The organism is Micromonospora sp. HUAS YX12 (assembly GCF_040215685.1).
GTDB lineage: Bacteria > Actinomycetota > Actinomycetes > Mycobacteriales > Micromonosporaceae > Micromonospora > Micromonospora tulbaghiae.
Genome location: NZ_CP157974.1, coordinates 4461584 through 4487880, shown reverse-complemented (window position 1 = coordinate 4487880; position 26297 = coordinate 4461584). Strand labels below are relative to the sequence as shown.

Annotated in this window: 25 protein-coding genes; 2 read left to right on the top strand and 23 right to left on the bottom strand. The window is 75.0% G+C overall.

Annotation, left to right across the window (positions count from 1 at the left end; genetic code table 11):
* Positions 1-14: 14 nt before the first annotated feature.
* The 21 genes from ABIH81_RS21430 to ABIH81_RS21330 all read right to left on the bottom strand — a co-directional run bounded on the left by ABIH81_RS21430 (position 15) and on the right by ABIH81_RS21330 (position 20178).
* Positions 15-935, bottom strand: a complete 921-nt coding sequence (locus ABIH81_RS21430) for a carbohydrate ABC transporter permease (protein ID WP_349876674.1) — start codon at positions 933-935, stop codon at positions 15-17.
* Positions 932-1957: an ABC transporter permease subunit gene (locus ABIH81_RS21425; protein WP_349876673.1), complete on the bottom strand. Its 1026-nt coding sequence runs from the start codon at positions 1955-1957 to the stop codon at positions 932-934. Before ABIH81_RS21425 ends, ABIH81_RS21430 begins: the two co-directional genes overlap by 4 nt.
* Complete coding sequence (locus tag ABIH81_RS21420) at positions 1954-3633, bottom strand: extracellular solute-binding protein (protein ID WP_349876672.1); 1680 nt, start codon at positions 3631-3633, stop codon at positions 1954-1956. Before ABIH81_RS21420 ends, ABIH81_RS21425 begins: the two co-directional genes overlap by 4 nt.
* A 107-nt stretch (positions 3634-3740) precedes the next feature.
* Positions 3741-4430 carry a dihydrofolate reductase family protein gene (locus ABIH81_RS21415; RefSeq protein ID WP_349876671.1) on the bottom strand — a complete coding sequence of 230 codons (690 nt, stop codon included), beginning with the start codon at positions 4428-4430 and terminating at the stop codon, positions 3741-3743.
* Positions 4427-5056, bottom strand: coding sequence for a GTP cyclohydrolase II (gene ribA, locus ABIH81_RS21410; protein WP_349876670.1), 630 nt, complete (start codon positions 5054-5056; stop codon positions 4427-4429). Before ribA ends, ABIH81_RS21415 begins: the two co-directional genes overlap by 4 nt.
* Positions 5057-5124: 68 nt before the next feature.
* Positions 5125-6021, bottom strand: coding sequence for a lysylphosphatidylglycerol synthase transmembrane domain-containing protein (locus ABIH81_RS21405; RefSeq protein ID WP_349881173.1), 897 nt, complete (start codon positions 6019-6021; stop codon positions 5125-5127).
* A 138-nt stretch (positions 6022-6159) separates the two neighbouring features.
* Positions 6160-6969: a class I SAM-dependent methyltransferase gene (locus tag ABIH81_RS21400; protein ID WP_349876669.1), complete on the bottom strand. Its 810-nt coding sequence runs from the start codon at positions 6967-6969 to the stop codon at positions 6160-6162.
* A complete protein-coding gene (locus ABIH81_RS21395) occupies positions 6966-8003 on the bottom strand; it encodes a glycosyltransferase family 4 protein (protein ID WP_349876668.1) in 1038 nt (345 codons plus the stop codon). The genes ABIH81_RS21400 and ABIH81_RS21395 overlap by 4 nt, the downstream gene beginning before the upstream one ends.
* A 4-nt stretch (positions 8004-8007) precedes the next feature.
* Positions 8008-8406 (bottom strand): 6-carboxytetrahydropterin synthase, encoded by a 399-nt coding sequence (locus ABIH81_RS21390; RefSeq protein ID WP_349876667.1) that lies wholly within the window; start codon positions 8404-8406, stop codon positions 8008-8010.
* A 2-nt stretch (positions 8407-8408) separates the two neighbouring features.
* On the bottom strand, positions 8409-9386 hold the full coding sequence (locus tag ABIH81_RS21385; protein ID WP_349876666.1) for a zinc-binding alcohol dehydrogenase: 978 nt from the start codon (positions 9384-9386) through the stop codon (positions 8409-8411).
* A gap of 91 nt (positions 9387-9477) precedes the next feature.
* The gene (locus tag ABIH81_RS21380) at positions 9478-9750 is read right to left on the bottom strand and encodes a hypothetical protein (protein ID WP_349876665.1); all 273 of its coding nucleotides are present in this window, start codon (positions 9748-9750) and stop codon (positions 9478-9480) included.
* 95 nt (positions 9751-9845) lie between these two features.
* Positions 9846-10901: an ABC transporter ATP-binding protein gene (locus ABIH81_RS21375; protein ID WP_349876664.1), complete on the bottom strand. Its 1056-nt coding sequence runs from the start codon at positions 10899-10901 to the stop codon at positions 9846-9848.
* A complete protein-coding gene (locus ABIH81_RS21370; RefSeq protein WP_349876663.1) occupies positions 10898-11695 on the bottom strand; it encodes an ABC transporter permease in 798 nt (265 codons plus the stop codon). Before ABIH81_RS21370 ends, ABIH81_RS21375 begins: the two co-directional genes overlap by 4 nt.
* Positions 11692-12474: a molybdate ABC transporter substrate-binding protein gene (modA, locus tag ABIH81_RS21365; RefSeq protein WP_349876662.1), complete on the bottom strand. Its 783-nt coding sequence runs from the start codon at positions 12472-12474 to the stop codon at positions 11692-11694. Before modA ends, ABIH81_RS21370 begins: the two co-directional genes overlap by 4 nt.
* The gene (locus ABIH81_RS21360) at positions 12471-12872 is read right to left on the bottom strand and encodes a MerR family DNA-binding transcriptional regulator (RefSeq protein ID WP_128139013.1); all 402 of its coding nucleotides are present in this window, start codon (positions 12870-12872) and stop codon (positions 12471-12473) included. The genes modA and ABIH81_RS21360 overlap by 4 nt, the downstream gene beginning before the upstream one ends.
* A gap of 94 nt (positions 12873-12966) precedes the next feature.
* A complete protein-coding gene (locus tag ABIH81_RS21355; protein WP_349876661.1) occupies positions 12967-15099 on the bottom strand; it encodes a heavy metal translocating P-type ATPase in 2133 nt (710 codons plus the stop codon).
* A gap of 66 nt (positions 15100-15165) precedes the next feature.
* Positions 15166-15549 carry a DUF1622 domain-containing protein gene (locus ABIH81_RS21350; protein WP_349876660.1) on the bottom strand — a complete coding sequence of 128 codons (384 nt, stop codon included), beginning with the start codon at positions 15547-15549 and terminating at the stop codon, positions 15166-15168.
* A 91-nt stretch (positions 15550-15640) separates the two neighbouring features.
* A complete protein-coding gene (locus ABIH81_RS21345) occupies positions 15641-16306 on the bottom strand; it encodes a TcmI family type II polyketide cyclase (protein WP_349876659.1) in 666 nt (221 codons plus the stop codon).
* A 52-nt stretch (positions 16307-16358) separates the two neighbouring features.
* Complete coding sequence (locus ABIH81_RS21340) at positions 16359-17585, bottom strand: cytochrome P450 (RefSeq protein ID WP_349876658.1); 1227 nt, start codon at positions 17583-17585, stop codon at positions 16359-16361.
* On the bottom strand, positions 17582-17902 hold the full coding sequence (locus ABIH81_RS21335; RefSeq protein ID WP_349876657.1) for an antibiotic biosynthesis monooxygenase family protein: 321 nt from the start codon (positions 17900-17902) through the stop codon (positions 17582-17584). Before ABIH81_RS21335 ends, ABIH81_RS21340 begins: the two co-directional genes overlap by 4 nt.
* Positions 17899-20178 carry an FAD-dependent oxidoreductase gene (locus ABIH81_RS21330; RefSeq protein ID WP_349876656.1) on the bottom strand — a complete coding sequence of 760 codons (2280 nt, stop codon included), beginning with the start codon at positions 20176-20178 and terminating at the stop codon, positions 17899-17901. Before ABIH81_RS21330 ends, ABIH81_RS21335 begins: the two co-directional genes overlap by 4 nt.
* A gap of 183 nt (positions 20179-20361) precedes the next feature.
* On the opposite strand from ABIH81_RS21330, the gene ABIH81_RS21325 reads away from it, so the two are divergent.
* On the top strand, positions 20362-21120 hold the full coding sequence (locus ABIH81_RS21325) for a class I SAM-dependent methyltransferase (protein WP_349876655.1): 759 nt from the start codon (positions 20362-20364) through the stop codon (positions 21118-21120).
* Positions 21121-21145: 25 nt separating this feature from the next.
* On the opposite strand, the gene ABIH81_RS21320 is transcribed toward ABIH81_RS21325, so the two are convergent.
* The gene (locus ABIH81_RS21320) at positions 21146-23860 is read right to left on the bottom strand and encodes a LuxR family transcriptional regulator (RefSeq protein WP_349876654.1); all 2715 of its coding nucleotides are present in this window, start codon (positions 23858-23860) and stop codon (positions 21146-21148) included.
* 93 nt (positions 23861-23953) lie between these two features.
* Positions 23954-24844 (bottom strand): alpha/beta hydrolase, encoded by an 891-nt coding sequence (locus tag ABIH81_RS21315; protein ID WP_349876653.1) that lies wholly within the window; start codon positions 24842-24844, stop codon positions 23954-23956.
* A gap of 134 nt (positions 24845-24978) precedes the next feature.
* Here ABIH81_RS21315 and ABIH81_RS21310 point away from each other — a divergent pair, with 134 nt between their 5' ends.
* Positions 24979-26289 (top strand): aminotransferase class V-fold PLP-dependent enzyme, encoded by a 1311-nt coding sequence (locus tag ABIH81_RS21310; protein WP_349876652.1) that lies wholly within the window; start codon positions 24979-24981, stop codon positions 26287-26289.
* Positions 26290-26297: the final 8 nt, after the last annotated feature.

Here is a 26297-nt window from a genome sequence, read left to right as displayed (position 1 = left end):
GGTGAAGCGCCGCCTCAGCCCTTCACCGCGCCGATCAGCACGCCCTTGACGAAGTGCCGCTGGATGAACGGGTAGACCGCGACGATCGGCGCGACGGTCAGCACCACCACGGCCATCTTGATCGCCTCGGTCGGCGGCATGGTCACCCCGCTGCTGGCGCCGGAGGTGTGCGGGGCCTGCCCGGCCAGCAGGTAGCTCTGCAGCACCCGCTGGATCGGGTACATGTCGTTGCGGTCGATGAACAGCAGCGCGTCGAACCAGACGTTCCAGTAGCCGACCGCGTAGAACAGGCCGACCACGGCGATCACCGCGCGGGACAGCGGCAGCACGATGCGCGCGAGCGTACGGAAGTCACTCGCGCCGTCGATGCGGGCGCTGTCCAGCAGCTCCGACGGGATGCCCTGGAAGAACCCGCGCACCACGACCAGGTTGAACACGCTGATCGCCGGCGGCAGGACCAGCGCCCAGATGGTGTCCTTCAGGCCCAGCCCGGTGACCACCAGGTAGCGCGGCACCAGCGGCGGGTAGACCAGGAACGGGATCAGGAAGTACGCCAGCAGCCAGCGGTGTCCCAGCGTGCCCGGCCGGGACAGCCCGTACGCGGCGAGCACGGTGACGGTCAGCGCGATCGCGGTGCCGATCACGGTGACGAGCGTGCTGATCCACAGTGCCCGGGTGACCGCCCCACCGGCGAAGATCGTCTCGTACGCGGACATGTCGACGCCGCGGGGTACGACCACCAGGCCGCCGGCCCGCGCGATGGTCTCCCGGGAGGAGAGGCTGGTCACCAGGATCACCCAGAGCGGGAACAGCACGCCCGCCACCAGCACGGTGAGCGCGACGGCCTTGAGCCCCTGCCCGAGGCGGGTGGGCGGTTCCTGCCACACCGGCCGGCGGGATCGGTCGCCGGCGGCCCGGCGGATGAGCGTGGTCATGACTTCGAGTAGATCCCTCGTTCGCCGAGCATGTGCGCCACCCGGTTCGCGGCCAGGATCAGCACCAGCCCGATGACGGCCTTGAACAGTCCTGCCGCCGCGCCGTATCCGTAGTTCCCGGTGGCGATGGAGAAGTGGTAGACGAACGTGTCGAGCACCTCGGCGGCCTGCCGGCCGACGGCGTCGCGTTGAAGCAGGAACTGCTCGAAGCCGACCGAGAGCGCGTCGCCCAGGCGCAGGATGAGCAGCAGCACGATCACCGGGCGCAGGCCGGGCAGCGTGATGTGCCACAGCCGCCGCCACCGGCCGGCGCCGTCCGCGGCGGCGGCCTCGTAGAGGTTCTGGTCGATCGTGGACAGCGCGGCGAGGAAGACGATCGTGCCCCAGCCGACGTCCTTCCACACCGCCTCGACGGTGACCAGGACGATGAACGTGTCCGGGTCGGTCATGACGTTCCACGGTTGCAGCCCGGCCTCGCGCATGCTCTGGGCGAGCAGCCCGGCGCCGCCGAGCATCGCGACGAAGAACGTGACCACGAGCACCCAGCTGAAGAAGTGGGGCAGGTAGACGATGGTCTGGATGAGCCCGCGCAGCCGGCTGGACAGCAGGTTGTGCAGCGCTATCGCCAGCAGGATCGGCAGCGGGAAGAAGAAGACGAGCTGGAACGCGGTGATCGCCAGCGTGTTGCGGAACGCGTCCCAGAACGCCGGGTCGTCGAACAGCAGCTGGAACTGCCCGAAGCCGATCCAGTCGCTGTGCAGGAACGCCTGCCACGGGTTGTCGCCCAGGTAGGGGTTGTAGTCCTGGAAGGCGATCACGTTGCCGGCGATCGGCAGGTAGCTGAAGATCAGCAGGATGAGGAAGCCGGGCGCCACCATGGCGAGCAGTTGCCAGTCCCGGCGCAGCCGGGTGCGCAGCGGCACCCGGCGGCGGGACGGGCGGCGGCGGGGCGGGCGGCCGGGTGGGGCCGGCGCGTCCGGCCGGGCCCGCTCGGGCCCGGCCAGGACGGCCGGCTCGTTCACCGGCCCGCCTTGGGCAGCGAGTCGGCGAGCAGCTTGCGGGCCTCCTCGCCGCCGTTCGCCTTCCACTCCGCGACGATGGCGTCCACGTCGGCGAGCGGGCGGCGGCCCCGCAGCACGTCGGTGAACTTGTCCTCGGTGGGCACCTGGTTGGCCTTGTAGGCGGCGGGCATCTCCAGCTTCACCCCCGCCCAGGGGTTGGGCTCCAGGTGCTTCACCATCTGGTTGGAGTAGGCGAGCGCGTCCGGCACGAAGCGCGGGGTGTCCGGGAACGGCCCGATGGTGGGGTTGCGGCCGCTGATGAAGAAGTACTGGTTGGCGATCTCCTTGAACGCCAGGTCGGTCTTCACCGGCCCGTTCGGCGACGGGGTGTGGTGCTTGCCCGCGACGCCGAAGTCCCGTAGCTGGGCCTCCTGGCTGCCGAGCGGCGCGGAGCACCAGTTGATGATCCGCAGCAGCTCCTGGACCCGGTCCTTGCCGAGACCCTTCTTCACGAACGTGTAGGAGATCGGCTCGTCGTCGCCCCAGACCAGCGGGTCGCCGCCGGTGGCGGAGAAGATCGGCACCGGCTGGATGTCCAGCGCGCGGTTGGTCTTCTGGTGCTCGGCCTGGGCGCCCTGCCAGAAGCCGAAGCCGTCCTGGAGGAACACGATCGCGCCGTTCTTGGCGAACAGCTGCTTGGCGTCCGCGCCCCTGCTGGCCACGATGTCCGGGTGGACCAGGCCGTCCGCGTAGATCTTGGCCATCACCTCCAGCGCGCGGCGGAACTCCGGGGTCTCGTACTTGAACTCGGGGGTGCCGTCGGACTTGACCCGCCATCCGCCCTTGTGGCCCGGTACCCGGTGGAACATCTGGATCATGGCGAAGACGTCGTTGAACGCCCACACCTTGCGTGCCGGGTCGGTCACCTGCCTGGCCGCGGCGAGCAGGTCGTCGAGGTTCGCCGGCACGGCCAGGCCGCGCGCGTCGAGCAGGTCCTTGCGGGTGAACAGCGCCCAGGGGAACGGCCCGTCCGTGGGGTTGGGCACGGACATGATCCGCTCGTTCCAGACCGCACGCCGCCAGGCCCCGGTGGGGAAGCTCGCCAGCATCGGGTACGCCGCCGCGGCGTCGCCCTTCAGGTGGTCGGTCAGGTCCTCGAAGAGCACCTTGATCGCCTCGGCGAAGCGCGGGATCTTCTCCACCTCCCACCCCGGCACGCACAGCAGGTCCGGCACGTCCCGCGCGCCGAGCATCGCGTTGAGCTTGTCGGCGTACGTGACGCCGTCCTGGATGGTGAAGTTGACCGGCGTGCCCAGCTCGGCGTTCACGGCCTGGAGGTAGGCGCTCTGCGCCACGCCGGGCGGCGCCGGGCCCCAGGCCGGGGTCATCGCGGTGACCTGCTTGCCGCTGGTGCCGGGCTTGCCGGTGACGGCGTCGACGAGGCTCGCCGGATAGCGGGTGTAGCCGTCCGGCACCGGGCGGGTGCCCACGATGTCCGGCTTGACCGCGCCGGGCAGATCCTGGCGGGTGGGCAGCAGGCCGGAGACGGCGTCGAGGTTCTGGGCGGCGCCGGAGCCGGCCGGCTTCTCCGAGCAGCCGGCGAGCAGCGGGCCGGTGGCGGTGGCGGCCACGCCGAGGCCGACCAGGCCGAGAAAGCGGCGGCGGGAGGAGCCCGGGTCGGGGTGGTGCGCGGTCATTGGTCCCCCTTCGGGAAGGGAAGCGCATCGGATTAGTTCGTATGGATGGTCAACAAACTAATCACGTCGATGAGCTTGCACAAGGGCGGACCGGATCGACACGGCGGTCAGGCCGGGCAGCGGTCGGACAGCGCGTAACGGGTGAGCACCACGTCGCCGATCTGGCGCACCTCGACCACCCGGGCCCGACGGCCCGGGTGCCACGGGAAGCGGCCGTCCCCGACGAAGCGCGGCGCCCGCCGGTCCCCCACGAAGAACGGCGCCACCACCAGGTGCAACTCGTCGGCCAGGCCGGCGGTCAGGAACTGGCGGTGCACCGAGCCACCGCCCTCCACCATCAGACGCGTCACCCCACGCCCGGCCAGGTCGGCCACCACCGCCTCCGGAGTGGCCGGGTCACCGGCGTCGACCACAGTCGACACCGCGCCCACCTGCTCGCAGGCCTTGTCCACCACGCCGCTCGGGCAGTACACCAGCTTGAGCCCGTCACCGGCGGTGAAGAACCGGGCGCCCGGATCGAGGTCGCCGCTGCCGGTCACTGTCACCTTCACCGGCGACGGCGGCAACCCGCGCGCCACCCGTTCGGCGCGCCGGCGCTCGCTGCGCACCAGCAGGCGGGGATCGTCGCGGCGCACGGTGGCCGCACCCACCATGATCGCGTCACACCCGGCCCGTGTCGCGTCGACCCGGTCCAGGTCGTCGTCGTTCGACAGCAGCAGCCGCTCGGCGGTCGCGTCGTCGATGTAGCCGTCGATCGACATCGCGCAGCTGAGCAGCACGTACGGGCGGGTGGTCACGGCACGAACGGCAGGTCGAGGGCATGGTCGGCGCGGGTCACCTTGGCCGCCAGATAGCCCGCGTTCGCCGGCGACAGGTGCACGCCGGTGGAGACCCGGCCGGCCACCGTCACGCCCAGCCGTTCGAGCTGGGCCGCCTTGTCCGGGTTGTTGCTGAGCAGGGACACCCGGTCCACGCCCAGCGCGGCGAGCATCTGCGCGGCCACCGTGTAGTCGCGCTCGTCCGCGCCGCGCCCGAGCGCCAGGTTCGCCTCGTACGTGTCCAGGCCGCCGTCCTGGAGGGCGTACGCGTCGAGCTTGGCGTACAGGCCGATGCCGCGCCCCTCCTGCCGCAGGTAGAGCAGGTAGCCACCGGCCTGCGCGATCCGCTCGACCGCCTCGCGCAACTGCGGCCCGCAGTCGCAGCGCTGACTGCCGAACACGTCCCCGGTGAGGCACTCGCTGTGCGGGCGGACCAGCGGCGGGTCGGCGTCGGCGTACTCACCGAGCCCGAACGCCAGGTGCTCGCGGCCGTCGACGAGACCGTGGAAGGTGTGCACGCGGGCCGTGGTCACATACCCGTCGGGGAACCGGAGCGGAACCGTCACACGGGTCCGGACCGTCGCGGTGGGCAGCGTTTCGTCCATGGTTCTCCTGTCTTCCGGTCGCCGGGCGGACCCGGCGACGCACACCTCGCTCCCCACCGTAGGCGGGATCACCGACGGTTGCCGGGCTCGCGCCGCGGCATCCGCCGGGCCAGCAGCACCGCGGCGCCGGGCAGGCTGGCCACCAGGACCAGCGCGCCGTACACCGTGCCGGTCGCCACACCCTGCGCGGCGGTCAGCCCGGCCGAGGCGAACGCCCACGCGGCCACCCCCTCGCGCGGCCCGAATCCGCCCACGTTCAGCGGCACCGCCATGGCCAGCAGCGCCAGCAGCGTCAGCGGCAGCAGGTGCGACAGCGGCGCGTCCGCGCCGGCCGTGCGGGCGGCCACCACGAACGTCGCCAGGTGACCGGCGAACACCACCGTCGAGGCGATCACCACACCGAACCAGGTCCGGCGGCCCAGCACCCCGGAGCGGACGTCGGCGAGCGCGGTCCGGGCCGCCCGGGCGAAGCGGGACGCCCCGGATCGGGGCACCGCGCGGGCGGCGAGCACCAGCGCCAGCGCGACCACTGCGAGTACGGCGGCCAGCACCGGCAGGTACTGGCGCACCGGCGACGGGAACGCCGCCAGCAGCGCCACCGCGATGACCACCTGCACCACCTGTCCGGCGGTGCGCTCCCACACCACCGCCCGGACGCCGCGGGCCACGTCCCCGGCGTCGCGGCCGTGCCGTACCGCCCGGTGCACGTCGCCGAGCACGCCACCGGGCAGCGTGGAGTTGAGGAAGACCGCCCGGTAGCAGTGCGCCACCGCGGCGCGCATCGGCAGCCGTACGCCCAGCCCGCCGGCGACGAGCGACCAGCGCCAGGCGCAGCAGACGGTGGTGATCACGCCGATGCCGAGCGCGGCGGCCAGTGCCGGCGCGTCGATCAGCCGCAGCCCGGCCAGGAACGGTCCGGTGCCCACCGAGGCGACGAGCGCGGCGAGCACCGCGAGCCCGAGCAGCGGGCGTACCCATGCCCGGCCGGTCCGGGCCCGGCGCGGGGCGGGCGTGACGGCCGGTACGGGTCCGGCGACGGCGACGTGTGACAAACGGTCCTCCCTTGGTCCCACCGGTTGTCACGTGCCGACGGCCGGTACGGTTCAGCCGGCGAGCAGGTCGGCGTGATGCAGCACCACCTCGAGCCGGCCGGCGGCGGCCTCGATGAGCCGCCACTTCTGATACGTCGCGGCGGGCCCGGACAGATGCGGTCGTTCCTCGACCGCTGCGTCGACCCAGCCGGTGAGCCATTCGGCGGCCAGTTCCGCCTGCTCCGGGCCGAGCCGCCACGGGGTCGGCCGCACGAGCGTCTCGACGCCGTGGCGGCGGAACGCGGCCACCGTGACGTCCACGGCGTCGGGTCCGAGCAGGATCCGGCCGTCGACGGTGCGGCGCTGGTGGGCGTTGAACGCGGCGGTCAGCTCGGCGTCGAGCGGGTCCGGCGGGGTGAACTCGGCCCGTCCGGTCACGGTGAGCGCGAACAGCGTCGGGTGGCCGGCGCAGGCCGCCACCATCCGCTCGACCTCCTCGGCGGTGAGCATGTCCAGCAGCGCGGACGCGGTGACCAGGTGGGCGTCGGCCAGGTCGGCGGCGGTCAGCCGGGTGATGTCCGAGCCGAGCGCCGTCACCGTGACCTCGGCGCCGTCGGCGGCGGTGAGCCGTCCGGCCCGGGCCAGCGCCAGCAGGTCCGCGTCGCGTTCGTGCAGCACCCAGCGTTGCGGACCGGGCAGCCGGGGCGCGAGCCAGCGGGCCATCGAGCCGGTGCCGCTGCCCAGGTCGTGCACGACGAGCGGCCGGCCGGCGGGCAACCGGTCGCGGACCGCGTCGGCCAGCTCGGCGCTACGGGCCGACGCGTCGGCGGGCTCGCGCAGCCGCAGCCAGTCCGCGAAGCCGGGCGGGAGTGAGGTGGTCATGCCGCAGTCGCCTCCTTGAGCGCCGTCGCCAGCCGGTCCACTGTGGCCGGCCAGCCGGTGAGGGTGTGCCGCCGCTGCCGGGCGGCGCGGCGCAGCCGATCCCGCAGGCCCGGATCGGTGAGCCAGCGGCGCAGCGCCGCGGCGGTCGCGCCCGGGTCGCCCGCCGGCACCAGCAGGCCGGGCCGGTCGCCGCCGGGGGCGTGCCCGAGCGTGTCCGGCAGGCCGCCGGTGTCGCTCGCCAGCACCGGTACGCCCCGGGCCAGCGCCTCGGTGACCACCATTCCGTACGTCTCCCGCCGGGAGGGCGCAACCAGCAGATCGGCGGCGGCGTACGTGGCGGCCAGGTCGGGGCCGGTGCGCGGCCCGGTCAGCCGCACGCGGCCGCCGAGACCGGTGGCGGTGAGCCGCCCGCGCAGCCGGTCGGCGAACGCCCGGTCCCGGTCCGGCGGACCCACCCAGTCGCAGGTCCAGTCCAGGTCCGCCACCTCGGCGAGCGCGGCGGCGAGCACGTCGTGGCCCTTCACCGGGGTGACCGCCGCGACGCAGAGCAGCCGTCCCCCGCCGGGCGTGCCGGGGGCGACGGGCGCCGGGTCGACGCCGGGCGGGGCGACCGTCAACCGTTCGGGGCGCAGCCCGTAGCGGCCGAGCAGCCGATCGCGGGTCCACTCGCTGGTGGCGACGACGGCGGTGGCCGCCGCCAGCGACCGCGCCTCCGTCTCGCCCTCGATCGGCAGGTGCACCAGGATCACCAGGCGCAGCCGCGCGGCGTGCGGGGCGAGCACGTCCGGCACGGTCGAGGCGACCAGGCCGTCGAGCAGCACCGGCACGCCGTCGGGCAGCCCGCCGAGCAGCCCGGCCAGGCCGGCGCGTTCCCGTGGTCCCGGGTGCGGCCAGCCGCCGGGTACCTGGTGCTCGCGTACCGTCCAGCCGCGCGCGGCCAGGCCCCGGCAGACGTGGCGGTCGTAGGCGTTGCCGCCGCTGGGGTCCGCCGGGTCGTCGATGTCGCCCGGCAGCACCACGTGGACGACTGTCATCCGGTCAGAGCGACCGCTCGTAGCTCGCCCACGCGATGTGCGACTCGTGCAGGGTGACGGTGATCCCGGCCAGACCGCGCGCGCCCTCCCCCAGCCGGCCGGCCGCCACGGCGTCGGCGAGCCGGTCGGCGATCGTCCGCGCGAGCACCTCGGTGGTGGTGTTCACCCCGGCGAAGGCGGGCTCGTCGTCCAGGTTGCGGTAGTTCAGCTCGGCGAGGACGGCCTTGAGCTGCTCGGTGGCCAGCCCGATGTCGACCACGATCCCGTCGTCGTCCAGCTCGGCGCGGCGGAAGCCGGCGTCGACGACGAACGTCGCCCCGTGCAGCCGCTGCGCCGGGCCGAACACCTCGCCGCGGAAGCTGTGGGCGACCATCATGTGGTCCCGGACGGTCACGCTGAACACGTTCACTCCTCGCCGTAGGTGATGAGATGACACAGCGCCGGCAGCTCACCGGAGGCGAGCCGGTCCAGCACGTCGGGCAGGTCGTCGAAGCGGGACCGGCCGGTGAGCAGCGCGTCGAACGCCGGGTCGGCCAGCAGGTCGAGGGCGAGCGCGAGCCGGTCGGCGTAGCTGCGGCCGGCCCGCCGGGGTGACACGGTGCCGACCTGGCTGCTGCGGATGCCCAGCCGTCGGGAGTGGAACGCGCCGCCCAGCGCCAGCGTGACCGGCCGGTCGCCGTACCAGCTCAGCTCCAGCACGGTGCCCTCCGGGCGCAGCAGCTCCAGGCCGCGTTGCAGCCCGTCGGCGGTGGCGCTGGCGTGCACCACCAGGTCGCGCTCACCGGTCGCGCCGGCGGGCACGGCGAAGCCGGCACCGAGCGCCGCGGCCACCTCGGCGCGGGCCGGGTCGGCGTCGACCAGCTCGACGTGTACGCCGGGGAAACGGGCCAGCAGCGCGGTGACCGCGCAGCCGACCATCCCGCCGCCGATCACCGTGACCCGGTCGCCGACGAGCGGGGCGGCGTCCCAGAGCGCGTTCACCGCGGTCTCCACGGTGCCGGCCAGCACCGCGCGCTCCGCCGGCACACCGTCCGGCACGACAGTCACGGCGCCGGCCGGGACCACGTACGCGCTCTGGTGCGGGTAGAGACAGAAGACGGTACGCCCGAGCAGCCGCTCGTCGCCGGCCTCGACCGTGCCGACGCTCAGATAGCCGTACTTGACCGGGGCCGGGAAGTCGCCCTCCTGGAACGGCGCCCGCATGGCGTCGTGCTGGTCGGCCGGGACGCGACCGGTGAACACCAGCGTCTCGGTGCCGCGGCTGACGCCGGAGAAGCGGGTGCGGACCAGCACCTCACCGGGGCCGGGCGCGGCGAGCCGGACCGGCCTGATCTCGCCCTCGCCGGGGGCGCGGAGCCAGTACGCGTGGGCGTCGACCGTCACGAACTCTCCTCTTCCCCGCATTCCGACCGAGTTGTCGATCATAAACACGGAAGCGGGGCGTCCACGGTTCGAACCGCCCGCGACCTGATGCTCAGGCGGCGCGCCGGCGCTGTTCCGTACGCCAGGTCTCGGGCTCGGCCCGGCCGGTGTGCCGGTCGCCGGCCAGTTCCATGGCGCGGTGGGCCGCGGTCAGCGCGTCACACGGCGCGGTCTGACCGTCACACAGCAGGCTCTCGCACCGGCCGGACTCGTCGGTCCGGTGGGCGGCGGCCACGTCGTACGCGGCCCGCCAGAGCAACGGGTCGGTGACGCCCCGTGGCAGATCGGCGTCCTGACTGGACCGGTTGCGGATCGTGTCGGGCACCGCGTCCCCCTTTGCGTCGTCGCTACCGTCCCAGTGACCGGTTGAGCGCAGATCAAACCTCTCACCTGCGCACACGTCGCGGCCAGCGGTGTACGTCACGCCGGATAGGAGCGCGTCTCGGCTGCCTTGACCGCCGCCCAGACCGGCCGGCCGGGGATCAGTCCGAGGTGGGCCGCGGCGGCGGGCGTGACGTCGGCGGCGACCTCCACCGGCCCGGCCAGTTGCACGCGCAGGTTGTCGCCGTGGCGTTGCACGCCGGTCACGGTGGCCGCCCAGACGTTGCGCGGACTGCCCTCCGGCCGGGACGGGTGCAGCGCGACGGCGGACGGCGGGTACGCGACGAACGCCTCACCGTGGACGGTGTCGGCGGTGGTGAGGGTCAGCTCACCGACGGTGACGGCGTGTCCGTCGGCGCGCCCGCGGTGCAGGTTGAGGCCGACCAGCCGGGCCACGTAGTCGGTGCGTGGCCGCGCCGTGACGGTGGCCGCGTCACCCTCCTGCACCACTCGTCCGTGCTCCACGATGACCAGTCGGTCGGCGAGCACCAGGGCGTCGAGGGGGTCGTGGGTGACCAGCAGTGTCGCGCCGGGGTGTGCGCCGAGGTGGCGCTGGAGTTCGGCGCGGGTGTCCAGCCGGGTCCGCGCGTCGAGCGCGGCGAGCGGCTCGTCGAGCAGCAGCAGCGCCGGGTCGACGGCGAGCGCGCGGGCCAGCGCGACCCGCTGCGCCTGCCCGCCGGAGAGCTGCCGGGGCCGGCGCCGGGCCTGGTCGCCGAGGCCGACGCGGTCCAGCCACTCCTGGGCACGGGCGCGGGCGGCGCGCTTGCCGGCGCCCCGGCGGCGCGGCCCGAACGCCACGTTGTCCAGCGCGCTGAGATGCGGGAACAGCAGGTAGTCCTGGAACACCACGCCGACCGGCCGCCGCTCCGGTGGCGTCCACACCCGGCGGCCGGGCCGGTCCAGGTCGGCGCCGTCGAGCGTGAGGTGCCCGCCGGTGAGCGGGTGCAGCCCGGCGAGCACCCGCAGCGCGGTGGTCTTGCCGGCACCGTTCGGGCCGAGCAGCGCCACCACCTCACCGGCGGCGATGCGCAGCCGCACGTCCAGGGCGAACCCGTCCCGCTCGGCGACCAGGTGCGTGTCCAGCAGCGCGGTCATGTGCTGCCGGCCCAGCGGTCGCGCAGCGCGGCGAGGATGACCACGGAGACGGTGAGCAGGATCAGGCTCAGCACGATCGCGGCCTGGAGGTCGGTCTCCAGCGCCAGGTAGACCGCCAGCGGCATGGTCTGCGTGCGGCCGGGATAGTTGCCGGCGAACGTGATGGTGGCGCCGAACTCACCGAGCGCGCGAGCCCAGCAGAGCACCGCGCCGGCCGCCACGCCGGGGGCGACGAGCGGCAGCGTGACCCGGGTGAACGTGGTGAACCGCCCGGCGCCGAGCGTGGCGGCGGCCTCCTCGTACCGGGGGTCGGCGCCACGCAACGCGCCCTCGACGGCGATGACCAGGAACGGCATGGCCACGAACGCCTCGGCCAGCACCACCCCGGCGGTGGTGAACGGCAGCGTCACGCCGAACGTCTCGTCCAGCCACGACCCGATCAGCCCGCGCCGGCCGAAGACCAGCAGCAACGCCACGCCGCCGACCACCGGCGGCAGCACCAGCGGCACCGTGACCAGCGCCCGGACCAGCCGCCGCCCGGGGAACTCCACCCGGGCCAGCAGCCACGCCAGGGGTACGCCGAGCGCCACGCAGAGCAGCGTGGCGACGGTGGCGGTCTCCAGCGACAGCCGCAGCGCGGTCAGCACACCCGGTTCGGTCAGCCGCCGGGGCAGCGTGGTCCAGGGCGCCCGGAGCAGCAGACCGGCGAGCGGCAGGACGAGGAAGGCCAGTCCGAGCCCGGCGGGCACGAGCAGGGCGATCGGCACCCGCTGCCGGCGTACCGTGCGGCTCATGCGCCGGGCGGCGCCTGGAACCCGGCGGCGGTGAGCACGGCGAGCCCGGCGTCGGAGCGGACGAAGTCGACGAAGGCGCGGGCGCCGGCCGGGTTGCCGGCGGCGCGCAGCACCACGATCGGGTAGTCGTTCACGGCACGCGCGGACTCGGGGAACTCGACCGCGTCGAGCCCGGGTGCGGCGCGCACGTCGGTGCGGTAGACCAGCGCGGCGTCGACCTCGCCGAGGCGCAGCTTGGCCAGCGCGCCCTTGACGTCCTGTTCGAGCGTGGCGGGCGTGAGCCGCACACCCGCCGCGTCGAGCGCGGTGCGCGCGGCGGCGCCGCAGGGCACCTGTTCGGCGCAGAGCGCCACCTTGACACCGGGGCGGGCGAGGTCGGCCAGGCCGCCTACCCGGGCCGGGTTGCCCCGGGGCACGGCGACGACGAGCTGGTTACGGACCAGCACGGCCGGGTCGCCGGCGGCGTCACCGGCGTCGGTGACCGTCTTCATGGTGGCCGGGGAGGCGGCGGCGAACACGTCGGCGGGTGCGCCCTGCGTGATCTGGGTGGCGAGCCCGGAGCTGCCGCCGAAGTTGAACGTGACGGTGCTGCCCGGGTGGGCGGCCTCGTACTCCTCGCCGAGCCGGGTGAACGACTCGGTGAGCGAGGCGGCGGCGAACACTGTCACCGGGCCGGCGCCGCCGGGCCCGGCCGGTTCGTCCGCGCCGCCGCACCCGGTCGGGCCGAGTGCCGCCACCAGCGCGGCGGCGAGCGCGACGCGGATCCGCCGTACGGTCACGGGCTGGTCCTTCCCCTGGGGGTGGAGGCGCGCTCGACCACGACGGTGGTCGACTTGATCACCGCGACGGCGACGGAGCCGACCTGGAGGCCGAGGTCGTCGACGGCCTCGCGGCTCATCAGCGACACCACCCGGAACGGCCCGGCCTGGATGTCCACCTGGGCCATCACGGTGTCCTTGACGACGGCGGTGACGATGCCGCGCAGCCGGTTGCGGGCCGAGGACAGCTCGGGGTGGCCGGGGGCGCGGACGAACGCGGCCACGTCGGCGCCGTCGAGCACCCGGTGACCGTGCTCGTCGCGGGTGGCCGGCAGCTTGCCGGCGTCGATCCAGCGGCGGACCGTGTCCGCGCTGACCCCGAGCAGCTCGGCCGCCTCGCCGATCCGGAACACCGTCACGCGCTCACCCTAGCGGGCCGCAGGTGCGGGCCGGAAGGGGCATTCTCGCTCGCAGCCGCGAGCCTCCGGGCGGATCGTGGCCCGGAACTGCGGCTCAGCCGGCCGGGGCGATCCGGACCCGGCGCAGCAGTTGGGCGTTGAGCGCCACCACGATCGTGGAGGCGGACATCAGCACCGCGCCCAGCGCCGGGCTGAGCGCGATCCCCGCCCACGAGAAGACCCCGGCGGCGAGCGGGATCGCGACCACGTTGTAGCCGGCCGCCCAGGCCAGGTTCTGCCGCATCTTCCGGTACGACGCGCGGGACAGCCGGATCACACCGCCGACACCGCGCGGGTCGGAGCCGGCGAGCACCACCCCGGCGGACTCGATCGCCACGTCGGTGCCGGCGCCGATGGCCAGCCCGACGTCGGCGCGAGCCAGCGCCGGGGCGTCGTTCACGCCGTCGCCGACCATCGCCACCGTGAGTCCACGACCGCGCAACTCGGCCACCGCCTTGTCCTTGTCGGCGGGAAGCACCTCGGCGAAGACCTCGTCGACGCCGGGCCGGAACCCGAGGTCGGCGGCCACCGCCTCGGCGACCGGGCGCGCGTCGCCGGTGATCATCACGATCTTGCGTACGCCGAGATCGCGCAGCTCGGCCACGGCGGCCCGCGCCTCCGGGCGGACCTGGTCCTCCATCCCGAACGCGGCGACCACCTCCGGCGGGCCGCCCTCGGGCAGGCGGACCAGGTGCAGCACCGCGGCGCCCCGGCCCGACCACTCCTGCGCGGCCCGGGCCAGGTCGTCCGGCACCGGGGCGTCGAGTTCGCGCAGCAGCGCCGGCCCGCCGACCGCCCAGTCCACGCCGTCCACCGTGGCGCGCACACCCCGGCCGGTCAGCGCGCGAAAGCCGTGCGCCGCCGGACGCGCCGTCCCCGCGTCCCGGCCGGTCGGACCCGCCTCCTGCGCGTCCGGGTGCCGGGCGGGGCCGGCCGGGCGCGTCGCGCGCGCGTCGGCGGCGGCGACCAGCGCCCGGGCCAGCGGGTGCTCGCTGTCGGCCTCCACCGCGGCGGCCAGGGCCAGGGCGGCGCCGGAGTCCATCCCGCCGGCGGTGGCCACGCCGGTGACCGTGTGCCGGCCGGTGGTGAGCGTGCCGGTCTTGTCGAACAGGACGGTGTCGACGGTGCGCATCCGCTCCAGCGCGAGCCGGTCCTTGACCAGGATGCCGGCGCGGGCCGACAGCGCGGTGGACAGCGCCACCACCAGCGGGATCGCCAGGCCGAGCGCGTGCGGGCAGGCGATCACCAGTACGGTCACGGTCCGTACCACCGCCTGGTCGGGGTCGCCGAGCAGCGCCCAGACCGCGAACGTGGCCAGGCCGGCGAACGCCGCCAGGTAGAACAGCATCGCGGCGAACCGGTCGGCGAGCACCTGCGCGCGTCCGCCGGAGGCCTGCGCCTCGGCCACGAGCCGCCCGATGCCGGCCAGCGCGGTGTCCGCGCCCACCGCCTCGACGCGTACCCGCAGGGTGGAGTCGGTGGCGACGGTGCCGGCGACCACCCGGTCCCCGGCGGCCCGGGCCACCGGCCGCGACTCCCCCGTGATCATCGACTCGTCCAGCTCGGCGGCGCCCTCGACGATCCGGCCGTCGGCCGGCACCCGCCCGCCGGGACGCACCAGCACCAGGTCGCCCACCCGAAGCTCGCCGACCGGCACCGGATGCGGCCGCCCGGCGTCGTCCAGCCGCTCGGCTTCGTCGGGCAGCAGCGCGGCCAGCGCACCCAGCGCGCCGCGCGCCTGCCCGACCGCCCGCATCTCCTGCCAGTGGCCGAGCAGCATGATGGTGACCAGCGCGGCCAGCTCCCACCAGAAGTCCAGGTCGAACAGGCCGATGCTGGTGGCGGCCGAGGCGAGGTACGCGACGACGATCGCCATCGAGATCAGCAGCATCATCCCGGGGGTGCGCTCGCGCAGCTCACGCAGGCCGCCGGTGAGGAACGGCCAGCCGCCGTACGCGAACACCACGGTGCCGAGCACCGGGCCGACCCAGCGCACGCCCGGGAAGTCCAGCGAGTAGCCGAACCAGTCCATCACCATGTGGCTGGTGGCGACGATCGGCACGGTGAGCGCCAGGCTCAGCCAGAACCGGCGGCGGAACTGCTCCGGGTCGTGGCCCGCGTGCGCGCCGTGCCCGCCGCCGTGGTCGCCGCTGTCGTGGCCGCCGTGGTCGCCGGGTGCGTGCTCCATCAGGCGTCACCTCCGCCGACCACCATACCCCCTGGGGGTAATCGGTGGCATCCGGTCGAGGTGTGGTCAGCGCTGAGGGTGGGCGCCCACGCTCGGCCGGTCTGCCGGAGGGCGGCCCTGCCAGGGCCAGCGGCCGTCCAGCTCCACCTCCAGCGAGAAGCTGAGGAACGTGCGGACCAGCACGATCAGCGCCAGCACGCCGACGCTCGTGAACGTGGGCGACACCGCGACCGTACGGATGATGTCGCCGCCGACCAGGAACTCCAGGCCGAGCAGGATGGCCCGGCCGACCCCCTGCCGGTACGCCCGGTAGTGCGCGACCACCTCGCGGGTCCGGGCGCAGCGCACCGCGAACACCGCCGTGGCGACCGCGACGCCGACCGCGATGACGAGCACCCCGGCCAGGTCCAGCAGCGCCCCGACGTGCTGGACGATCTCCTTCGTCGGCACCCGGCACCCCCGCACCAGCCTGGCGTACGGCCGGTCGCGGGGGCGGGGTTTCCGCGCCCCCGCCACCCGGTGGGCGGGAGCGCGGACGGGGTCAGTCCTGGGCCTGCCAGCGGTAGAAGACGGTGGCGACCGAGTCCTGCGGCCCCTGCCACCGGTCCGGCCGGTACGGCTCGATGTACGGACCCAGGTCCTGCATCACCTTGCCGAAGGCCGGCTTGTCGCCGTGCCGGTCGCGGGTGGCCTCGGCCGCCGACGACTCCTGTTCGAGCAGGTGCACGTAGACGTCGTCGATCGAGTACAGCCAGCGCCCGGTGACGCCGAGGTCGGCCGGCAGCGACCCGGCGTCGGACTCGGCGAAGACCCGTGCCACGTCGGGTTCGGCGCCGGGCTTGATCCGCCCGACGATCACGGTGAGCGTGGTGTCGGCGGGCGGCTCTCCCTCGGGCGCCCAGTGGTAGAACTCCTTCGCGACCGAGTCCGACGGGTTCTTCCAGTAGCGCGGGTACGGCGTCACGTACGGGCCGATCTCCTCGGCGATCTTCTGGAAGGCGGGCAGGCCACGGGTCTGCCCGGAGATCCGCGGATCCTGCTCCCGCTCGATCACGTGGATGTAGAGGTCGTGGTGCGACAGCAGGTACCGGCCGATGACACCCAGGTCCTGCGGCCGGGTGGCCTGGTCGTAGTGGCCGAACACGCCGCCGACGATCTGCTCGCTGCCGGGGACCATGTGACAGACGATCACGTTGCGGAAGACCATGACTGCTCCTTGGTGGTTGCGACGGGGGCGGCGGCGCGAGGCGGCGGCGCCGTCAGGCGGTGAAGGTGACCGGCAGTTCCAGCAGGCCGCGGAACGGCGAGGCGGCCGGGAGCCGGCGCACCTGCGCGAGCGGTACGCCGAGACGCAGTCCGGGCAGCCGCCGCAGCAGCGCGCCGAGCGCGAGTTCGGCCTCCATCCGGGCCAGCGAGACGCCCAGGCAGTAGTGGACGCCGTGGCCGAACCCGAGGTGCGGGCCCCGGACCCGGCGCAGGTCCAGCCGGTCCGGGTCGGCGAAGTGCGCCGGGTCGTGGTTGGCCGCGTTGATCGCCACCCCGACGATCGCGCCGCGCGGGATGCATACGCCCTGGTAGTCGACGTCCTCGGTGGCGATGCGCGGACTGGCCACGGGCAGCGGCCCGTCGAACCGGAGCAGTTCCTCGATGGCGGCGGGCAGCAGGCGGGGCGTGGCGCGCAGCAGTTCCATCTGTTCGGGATGCGTCAGCAGGGCCAGCACGGCGTTGCCGAGGAAGTCGGCGGTGGTCTGGTGCCCGGCGAACAGCAGCAGGAACGTGGTGGTGACCAGTTCCGCCTCGGACAGCGTCCCGTCCTGGTCGACGGCCTTGATCAGCGCGCCGATGATGTCGTCGGCCGGGTCGTCGCGCTTGGCGCGGACCAGCCCGGCCAGGTACTGGTGCAGCCGGAGCTGGGCCTCCTGCACCGCCGCCCGCTCCTGCGCCGGGGGGCGGCTGGTGGAGCCGGAGGTGCGGATGACCTGGGTCCAGTCGAGCACCCGATCGTGGTCGGCCGGCGGCACGCCGAGCAGCTCGCAGATGACTGTCATCGGCAGCGGGATGGCGAAGTCGTGCATCAGGTCCGCCTCGCCGTGCGGCGCCATCTTGTCGATGAGCTGGTCGACGATCGACGCCACCCGGGGGCGCAACGCCTCGATCCGCCGGGGCGCGAACGCCTGCGACACCACCCGGCGCAGCCGGGTGTGCTCGGGCGGGTCGGAGTTGAGCATGTTGCGGTTCAGGCCCTCGGAGTTCGGGCCGAAGATCTTCAGGTAGTGCTGCTCCGGGCCGTACAGGTCCTTGGACAGGCGCGGGTCGGTCAGCGCGGTGCGCGCGTCGTCGAAGCGGGTGATCAGCCAGGAGTCGAAGCGCGGCGAGCCGACCGGGCAGACCGGCCGGTCCGCGCGCAGCCGGGCCAGCGTGGGGTACGGATCGGCCGCGAACGCGTCGGTGTAGAGCTCGCTCGCGGGCACCACGTCGTCGGTCATCGCCCCTCCCCCGGTTCGCCGGCCACGCTGTGCAGTACCTGGTAGGTGTGCCGGTCGGCGGACTCGCGCAGCTCGCGGATGATGCTCAGCAGCCGGTCCCGGTGCGCGCTGCGGCCGAACGCGTCGAGCCGCTCGCGGTCCGCCCAGTCGCTGATGATCAGATAACTGCGCGGGTCGTCGGCGTCGCGGACCAGGTCCTGGTGCAGGCAGCCGTCCAGCGTGCGGATCTCCTCGGCGGCGGTGAGCCACTCCGTCTCGAAGCGCTCCTCGCAGCCCTCCCGGGTCCGCATCGACAGCACGGTCCGGACCCGGCTCACCTCGCGCTCCCGAACACCAGGTGCAGGTGCTTGCGCAGCGCGTCGGGGTCGACCGGCGCACCCCGGAACCCGACGTGCCCGTCCGGCCGGATCAGGTACAGGCCGGTGCCGTCCAGCCCGTACGCGGCGCGGAAGCGGCGTTCGGCGTCGCGCACCACCGGCGGGTCGAGCAGGCGCGGTTCGCCGGCGTCCGGGTCGAGCAGCAGGTACGCGTCGAGTTCCCCGCCGGCCAGCCGGCGCGCGTCGGCGCACAGCCCGGTGAACGCGGCCAGATCCCCCGCGCCGGCCGTGCGGTCGGCGTAGAGCAGCAGCGTGTGCCGGGTGCCCCGGGTCAGGTCGCGCAGCCGCAGCGGGTGGCCGACGCCGCGCCGGCGCAGCCCGTCCACGTCGGGCGCACGGTCGCCGGGGCGGGGTGCGTCACCGAGCGCGGCCGGATCGGCGACCGTCTCCCCGACGAGCGGGCTGCCGGCGTAGCTGAGCAGCATGGACATCTCCTGGAGGAACTGGCGTTCCAGGTCGGCGCGGTCCACCTCCTCGGTGCCGGCCATCCGTACCGCCCGGCCGACGATCTCCTCGCCCTCCGGCCGCCGCTCGGTCTCGTAGCTGTCCAGCAGGCCGGGCGCGGCGAGCCCGCGTACCGCCAGGGCCAGCTTCCAGGCCAGGTTCCAGGTGTCCTGGATGCCGGTGTTCATGCCCTGGCCCCCGGCGGGCGGGTGCAGGTGGGCGGCGTCCCCGGCGACGAACACGCGGCCGTCGCGGTAGCGGTCGACGATGCCGTGGCTGATCCGGAACACCGAGGACCAGCGCAGGTTGCTCGCCCGGGTGCCGGGTGGCGCGAGGCGGTCCAGCGCGGCCTGCACGTCGGAGATGGTCGGTTCGTCGAGTTCCTCGCTGAACCCGGGCGGGGCGTCGCGCCCGCCGGTCTGGGCGAAGAACCGGGGCGGCGCGAGGGTGGCGATGCGGTAGCGGTGCTCGCCGCGCAGCGGTACGCAGACGAGCATCCCGTCCATCTGCCCGTCGGTCATGTGCAGGAACCGCAGCAGGTGCCCGTCCGGCATGTCCCAGTCCACGTCGACGTCCACCAGCATGAACAGCTGCGGGAACCGGCCGAGCCCGCCGGTGAAGGTGAGCCCGAGCCGCTCCCGTACCCGGCTGTGCGCGCCGTCGGCACCGACCAGGTACGCCGCGCGTACCGTCTCGGTGCCGCCGTCGGCGGTCCGGACGGTGGCGGTCACGCCCTCGGCGTCCTGGGTGAAGTCGACCAGTTCGGCGCCGCGCTGCGGGCGCACCCCGAGGGTGGCCAGCCGGGCGGTGAGGATCCGCTCGGTCTCGTACTGCGGCAGCCCGAGGTGGGCGTACGGCAGGCCGGGCAGCTCCCAGCTCATCCGGTGGGTCTGCTCGCCGTTGACGAAGACCATGTTGCCGGTGAGCCAGATGCCGGCGTCCATGGCCTCCCGGACGACGCCCTGCTCCTCCCAGATCTCCATGGTGCGGCAGTGCACACCGATCGCCTTGTCGGCGTGGCCGGGCGGGGTGACCTGTTTGTCGATCACCAGGCAGTCGATGCCCCGCCGGGCCAGTTCGACGGCGGCGGTCAGCCCGGTGGGCCCCGCCCCGACGACGAGTACGTCTGTTGTCCTGTGCACGTCGGCCTCCCAGCCCGTGGTGGGGTGTCGGCGGTCGTCCGCGTCGGGCACGACGTGGAACAGCCGACGCCGGATGTCGAGAAGGAACGGTGCGATCGGTCCGGCCTGCGCCGAGGCGTGGGCCGGGTCGCCGATCCAGGCGAGGAACGGCGCGGCGCCGTCCCACTCGGCGAAGATGTGGTGGATGTCCGAGCCGGGCCGGCGCAGCAACTGTTCGCGGCGGTAGCCGGGTATCGCGGTCATCCGCCGGACCACCTCGGGGTAGCCCCGGTGGAACTCGGCGAGCCGGTCGAGCGGCACTGTGAGCTCGACGTCCACGTAGACCGGGCCCGTTCCGTCCCGGGTCTCGCGCATCAGCGGGTACTCGGGGCCGTCCGCCGGCTCGGTCAGCGGCCGGAGCAGGCCGGCCAGGCGGGCCGCCACCGGCCCGCGCCGGTACGCGCGCAGCGCCGCCTCGTCGGCCCACTCGGTGACGACGACGAAGCCGCGCGGGTCGAGGGCGTCGCGCAGCAGCTGGTGCCGCAGGTTGCCGGCCAGCGCGCCGATCTGCCCGGCGACCGTCTCGAAGGCCGGTCCGACCGCGGGCTCGCAGCCGGTGCGCGCGCGCAGCCGGAGCATCGTCCTGATCATGCAGCCCCCTCGAACGGTGCCGTCGTCGTGCCGCGACCCTGCCGCAGCGCGCGTCACCCGCTCGTCACCGTCGACCCGCCGCAGGTCCGGTCCCGGTGACGCCGCCGGGACGGCGCACGCTTATTGCAAAAGTTTGGCAACAAGCCTCGACAGGACCGCCTAGCGGTAACTATCGTGAGCGGCATGGCTCCTTACGACTTGCATGTGCGCGCCTGGCAGGAGAGCTGGGACCGGCAGCAGGCGGCGTACCTGCCCGACCGGGAGCACCGCTTCGCCGCGATGCTCGACGCCGTCGAGGCGGTCGCCGGCGACCGGCCGCCACGCGTACTCGACCTCGCCGGCGGCACCGGATCGATCAGCCTGCGGACGCTGGCCCGCCGTCCCGACGCCGAGGTCACGGTGCTCGACCTCGACCCGGTGCTGCTCACCCTGGCCGAGTCGGCGCTGGCCGGGCGGGCCACCGTGGTGACCGCCGACCTCAACCGGTCCGGCTGGGCCGCCGCGCTGCCGCACCGCGACTACGACGCCGTGCTCACCGCCACCGCCCTGCACTGGCTCGACGGTCCACGCCTGACCGAGCTCTACCGCGAGATCCGCGACGTGCTGCGCCCCGGCGGCGTGTTCGTCAACGCCGACCACATGCCCGACGACGCGATGCCGACGCTCACCGACCGGCTCGGCGAACGCGCGCGGGCCCGGCGGGACGCCCGGCACCGCGCCGGCGCGGCGCTGTCCTGGTCGGAGTGGTGGGCGCGGGCCGCCGACGACCCGGTGCTCGGGCCGCTGGTGGAGAAGCGGCGGCAGATCTACCCGACCGGGCACAGCCCGGAGTGGAACCCGCCGGCGGCGTGGCACCTGGACGCGCTGCGCGCGGCGGGCTTCGCCGAGGCCGGCGTGCTCTGGCGCGGCGGCGGGGACGCCGCGGTGGCCGCGCTGCGCTGACCCCGGCCGGCAAGCGGCGCGGCGGTCAGGCGAACAGCCGGGCCAGTTCGGTACGCGAGCGCACGCCGAGCCGGTGGAAGACGTTGCGCAGGTGGTGGTCGACGGTCCGGGTGGACAGGCACATCCGGGCGGCGATCTCCCGGTTGGTGGCCCCTTCCGCCACCAGCCGGGCGATGTGCAGTTGCTGCCCGGTCAGCAACTGCTCCGGGCCGTGCCGCACCGGCCCGACCGACTCCCCCGCCGCGCGCAGTTCCTCCCCCGCCCGGTCGGCCCAGACGGTCGCGCCGAGCAGCGTGAACGCCTCCCGGGCACGATGCAGGTGTGCGCGGGCGTCCCGGGGCCGGCGCCGGCGGCGCAGCTCGCGGCCGAACAGCAGCTCGGTGCGGGCGCGCTCGAACCGGTCGGTGTCGGCCGGGTGCAGCCGTAGCGCCGCGTGGAACTCCCGTTCGGCCTCCGGGCCGCCGCGCGGCGCGAGCAGTGCCCGGCAGCGCGCGGCGAGGGCCCGCCGCGACGGGCTCGCCGTGCTGCTGGCCCAGTGGTCGAACACGGCCAGCGCGGCGGCCGGCCGCCCGCAGTCGTGGGCGGCGGCCTCCACCAGGTACGGCGTGGCCATCACCTGGACCAGCACCTGTCCCCGCCCGGTGCCGGTACGGGCCAGCGCGGACAGCCGGGCCACCGCGTCGGCGTACCGGCCGTCGATCAGGTCCAGCACGCCGAGCGCCCAGCGAGCGTACGCGTCCGGCCGGCTCCCCGGCGCCGCCCCGTCACCGATCTCGGCGATCCGGGCCAGCGCGGCGTCCCGGTCGGCGCGCACCGCCGCCAGCACGGCGAGGATGCCGAGGTGCACCTGGGCGCAGACGTGCTGGCCGCCGGCGCGGGCGGCGCGCACGCCCTCGCGGGCGGTCTCCGCCGCCGCCTCGTGCCGGCCCAGCCAGTATTCGGCGACGGCCCGCAGCTCCAGCGCCCGGGGCAGCAGGGACAGCTCGCCGCGCGAGCGGGCCACCTCCACCGCCCGGCCGGCGAGCCGGTGCGCGGGACCGTCCACTGCGACCAGCAGGGCGGCCGCGGCGGCGCAGACGAGCGCGCCGGGGGTGAGCGCGGGCCCGGTCAGCCGGCCGCCGAGGACGACGACCCGGCGCAGCGCCGGACCGCCGCGCGCGTGGTCGCCGCGCAGCGTCGCCCCGACGCCCGCGGCGAACGTGGCCAGCAGGTCGAGCTCGGGCGGGTCGCCGGGCCGCCGCAGCGCCTCGGCCCGGCGCGCCACCTCGGCGTACCGGTACTGGTCGCCGGTGACGCAGATGGCCTCGCCGGCCCGGACCAGCGCCAGCAGCGCGGCCCGCCGGTCGGCCGGCGCGACCGCGTCGGCGGCGGCCAGCAGCGTGGCGACCGCTGCGGCGGGCGCGTCGCAGCGCAGTTGCATGTCGCCGCGGAGCAGGTCGGCCCGACCGTGCGCCGGTCCGGCGGTCAGGCGGCGCAGCAGTCCCCGGGCCTGGTCCGGGTCACCGGCGGTCCAGGCGCACCGCGCCGCCGCGACGGTCAGCTCGGCGGCGCGGCCGGGGTCGGGGCTCAGTTCGGCGGCGCGGCGCAGCACGACAGCGGCGGCGGCGCGGTCCGGCACCTCGTCGACCGCCGCCGTCAGCTCGGCGGCGAGTACGTCGGACGGACAGTCGGCGGCGGTGGCGTGGCGCAGCGCCCGGCCCAGCGCGCCCTCGGCGAGCGTGCCGGCCAGCAGCAGGTGGGCCGCGCGCAGGTCGGCGAGCGGCGCGACGGCGGTGATCATCGTGCGGGCGAGCGGGTGCGGGAACGTCACCCCGGCGGGCCCGGTGCGCAGCAGGCCGGCGGCCTCGGCGGGGGCGAGCGCCTCGACGGTCAGGCCGGCCGCCCACGCGGCGCGGACCAGGGTGCCCGGGTCGTCGCCGGGGTCGAGCGCGGCGAGCAGCACCATCCGCCGGGTCGGGACCGGCAGCCGGTCCAGGCGGGCCCGGTACGCGGCGGCGAGCGCGCCGTCCACCGGCGGCGCGTCGGGCAGCGGCGCCTCGCCCCGCCACTGGGCGGGGGTGAGCGTGGCCGCCAGGTCGGCGAGCGCGGCCGGGCTGCCCCGGCTGAGCGCGGCCAGCGCGGCGGCCACCGCTGCGGGTGGCCGCTCCCGGAGCCCGGCGAGCATCGTGTGGCACTCGTGGGCGTCCAGCGGTCGCAGACCGTGGGCCGGTACGCCGTCGACAGTGGCCGGGGCGGTCGCGGTCAGCAGCAGTGCCACCGGCAGCCGGCGCAGCCGGCGCGCCACCACGGCGAGCGTCCAGGCGCTCTGCGGATCGCCGGTGTCGAGGTCGTCCACAGTGCAGAGCAGCGGGCGGTTCCCTGCTACGGCGGCGAGCAGGGAACGCACCGCCGCGGCCAGGGCCAGCCGCTGCTCGGCCGGGCACCCGTCGCCGCCGAGCGCGCGGCGCAGCAGCCGGCGCTGCCGCACCGGGAGCGCCGCGTCCGCGTCCAGCACCGGGTCGAGCAGGCGGTGCAGCCCGGCGTAGGGCAGTGTCGCCTCGTCGGCCAGGCCGGCGCCGGCGAGCACCGCGCGCTTCCCGGCCCACCTGCGGGCGTACGCCAGCAGGGCGCTGCGCCCGGAGCCGGGCGGCCCGTGGAACAGCAGCGCGCCGCCGTCGTCGCGGTCGAGGAGGCGGCGGATCGCGTCGCACTCGTCGTCCCGGCCCCACAAGGCTATATGCACTGTCGATGCAGAAACCATGCATGCAGTGTCACCTATGGGCAACCCGTCGGAAAAGAGGCGGACACGCTTCCGGGGTGGTCGCCGCGGCGACCACCCCGGAAGCGCAGGGGCTCAGGAGCTGGGGCAGGTGTTGCGGTACTCCTGGATCGCCGACCCGGTCGGGCCGGGGCAGAGGAACTGCTCGTAGCGGGTGTCGTCGTCGACGAACCGCTTCAGCCAGGCCACCATCTGCTTCGCCGTCGGCGTGTTCGTCGTCTGCGGGAAGAAGTGGCTCGCGCCGTTCAGCTCCAGGTACGCCTTCTCCGACGAGGCCGGGATGCTGTTGTAGAACGGGATCGAGTGGGTCGACACCGGCGCGACGCTGTCGGTCTCGCCGCCGATGATGAGCGTCGGCACCCGTACCTCGGACCAGGTCTTGTCCAGGTTCCACGGTGCGAGCGGGACGGCGGCCTGCAACGACGGCCTCGCCGCCGCGGCCTCCAGGCTGCCGCCGCCACCCATCGAGTGCCCGGCCACGGCGAGCCGGGAGGAGTCGATCCGGCCGCGCACCGAGCTGCGCTGGGTCAGGTAGTCCAGCGCGGCCAGGAGCTGGCGGCCCCGGCTGTCCGGCTGGTCCAGCCGGGTGTTGGTCTCGATGCCGATCACCACGAAGCCGTGCGAGGCGATCCGCGGTCCGAGCCAGCTCAGGCTGGACCAGGAGGCGGTGTAGCCGGGCGAGATGGCGACTGCGCCGAAGGTGCCCTCGGCGGTGCTGGTCGGGTAGTAGATGACGCCGCCGCCGAAGCCGGTCACGCTCAACGAGGAGACGTTGATCGACGAGGTGGCGAACGGGCCGCGGCTGGCCTCCAGGATGGCGCTCGTGGGCGCCGGGCCGCGCTCGTAGGGGCTGGCCGCGCTCGCCGCGGCCGGGACGGCGAGGGCGCCGCCGGTGGCGAGCAGTGCCGCCACGGCGAGGCGGGCGAGGGCACGGACGGGGGTACGGGAACGGGTGGTGGTGGGCACGTCGGTCACTCCTTGCGCCGGAATTACATCGACATGCGTCAGCATCCGCGTCCGGGTCGCCGGTGCGCATCGGCGAAATCACCGGTCCCCGGGCGGTGACCGGGCCGTGACATGCGCGGCGGACGATTGGCCCCATGCACTCGACCCGACGGCGCCTGACCCGGCGGCACCTGCTCGGCGCGACCGCGGCGGCAGGTGCCGCCGGACTGGCCACCGGCTGCGAACCGGAACGCCCGGCGTCCGACGACGCGCCCGCCCTGGATCCGGCCAGTTGGGACAGCGTCCGCGCCCAGTTCGCGCTCGACCGCTCCCGGGCGCACCTGGCCACGTTCGTCTTCGCCCCGCACCCGGCTCCGGTACGGGCCGCCGTGGCCACCCACCGGGCCGGCCTCGACCGGGACGCCTCCGGCTACCTGGCCGCGAACGAGCAACGGCTGGACCGCGCGGTGCTCGCCGCGGCGGCCGGGCACCTCGACGCCCGCTCGGACCACATCGCGCTCACCGACTCCACGACCATGGGCCTCGGCCTGGTCTACAGCGCGATCCGGCTGCGACCGGGTGAGGAGGTGCTGACCACCGAGCACGACTTCTACGCCACCCACGAGTCACTGCGGTTGCGCGCCGAACGCGACGGCGTCACCGTGCGCCGGGCCCGCCTCTACCGCGACGCGGCCACGGCCGGGGCGGACGAGATGGTCGCGGGCCTGACCGCGGCGCTCACCCCCCGTACCCGCGTGGTGGCGCTGACCTGGGTGCACTCCAGCACCGGTGTGAAGCTGCCGGTCCGCCGGCTGGCCGAGGCGGTACGCGAGCGCAGCCCGGAGGCGTTGCTCTGCCTCGACGCGGTGCACGGCTTCGGCGCCGACGCGTCCACACCGGAGCAGCTCGGCTGCGACGTGCTCATCTCCGGCTGCCACAAGTGGCTGCTCGGGCCGCGCGGCACCGGCCTGGTGTGGGCCGCCGAGCGGGCATGGGCACGGATGACGCCGGTGGTGCCGACCTTCGACGGGCGGGCCATCGGGCGTTGGCTGGCCGGCGGGACCGGCGGAGCGCCGGTCCCGCCGGGCCCGGCGCACACGCCCGGCGGCTACCACAGCTTCGAGCACCGGTGGGCGCTCGCCGACGCGTTCGCGTTCCACCGGAGCATCGGCCCGGCCCGGGTCGCCGACCGGACCCGGGAGCTGGCCGGCCGGCTCAAGGAGGGGCTGGCCGGGATCCGGGCTGTCCGGCTGGTCACGCCGCGCGCCGCCGACCTGTCCGCCGGGGTGGTCTGCTGCGAGGTGCCCGGCGTGCCGGCGGACGAGGCGGTGGGCCGGCTGCGTTCGGCGGGCGTGGTCGCCAGCAGCACCCCGTACCGGCCGTCGTACCTGCGCTTCGGCGCGACGATCGCCAACGGCGAGCAGGACGTGGAGGCGGTGCTGCGGGCGGTACGCACGCTGGTCTGAGGCGGCCG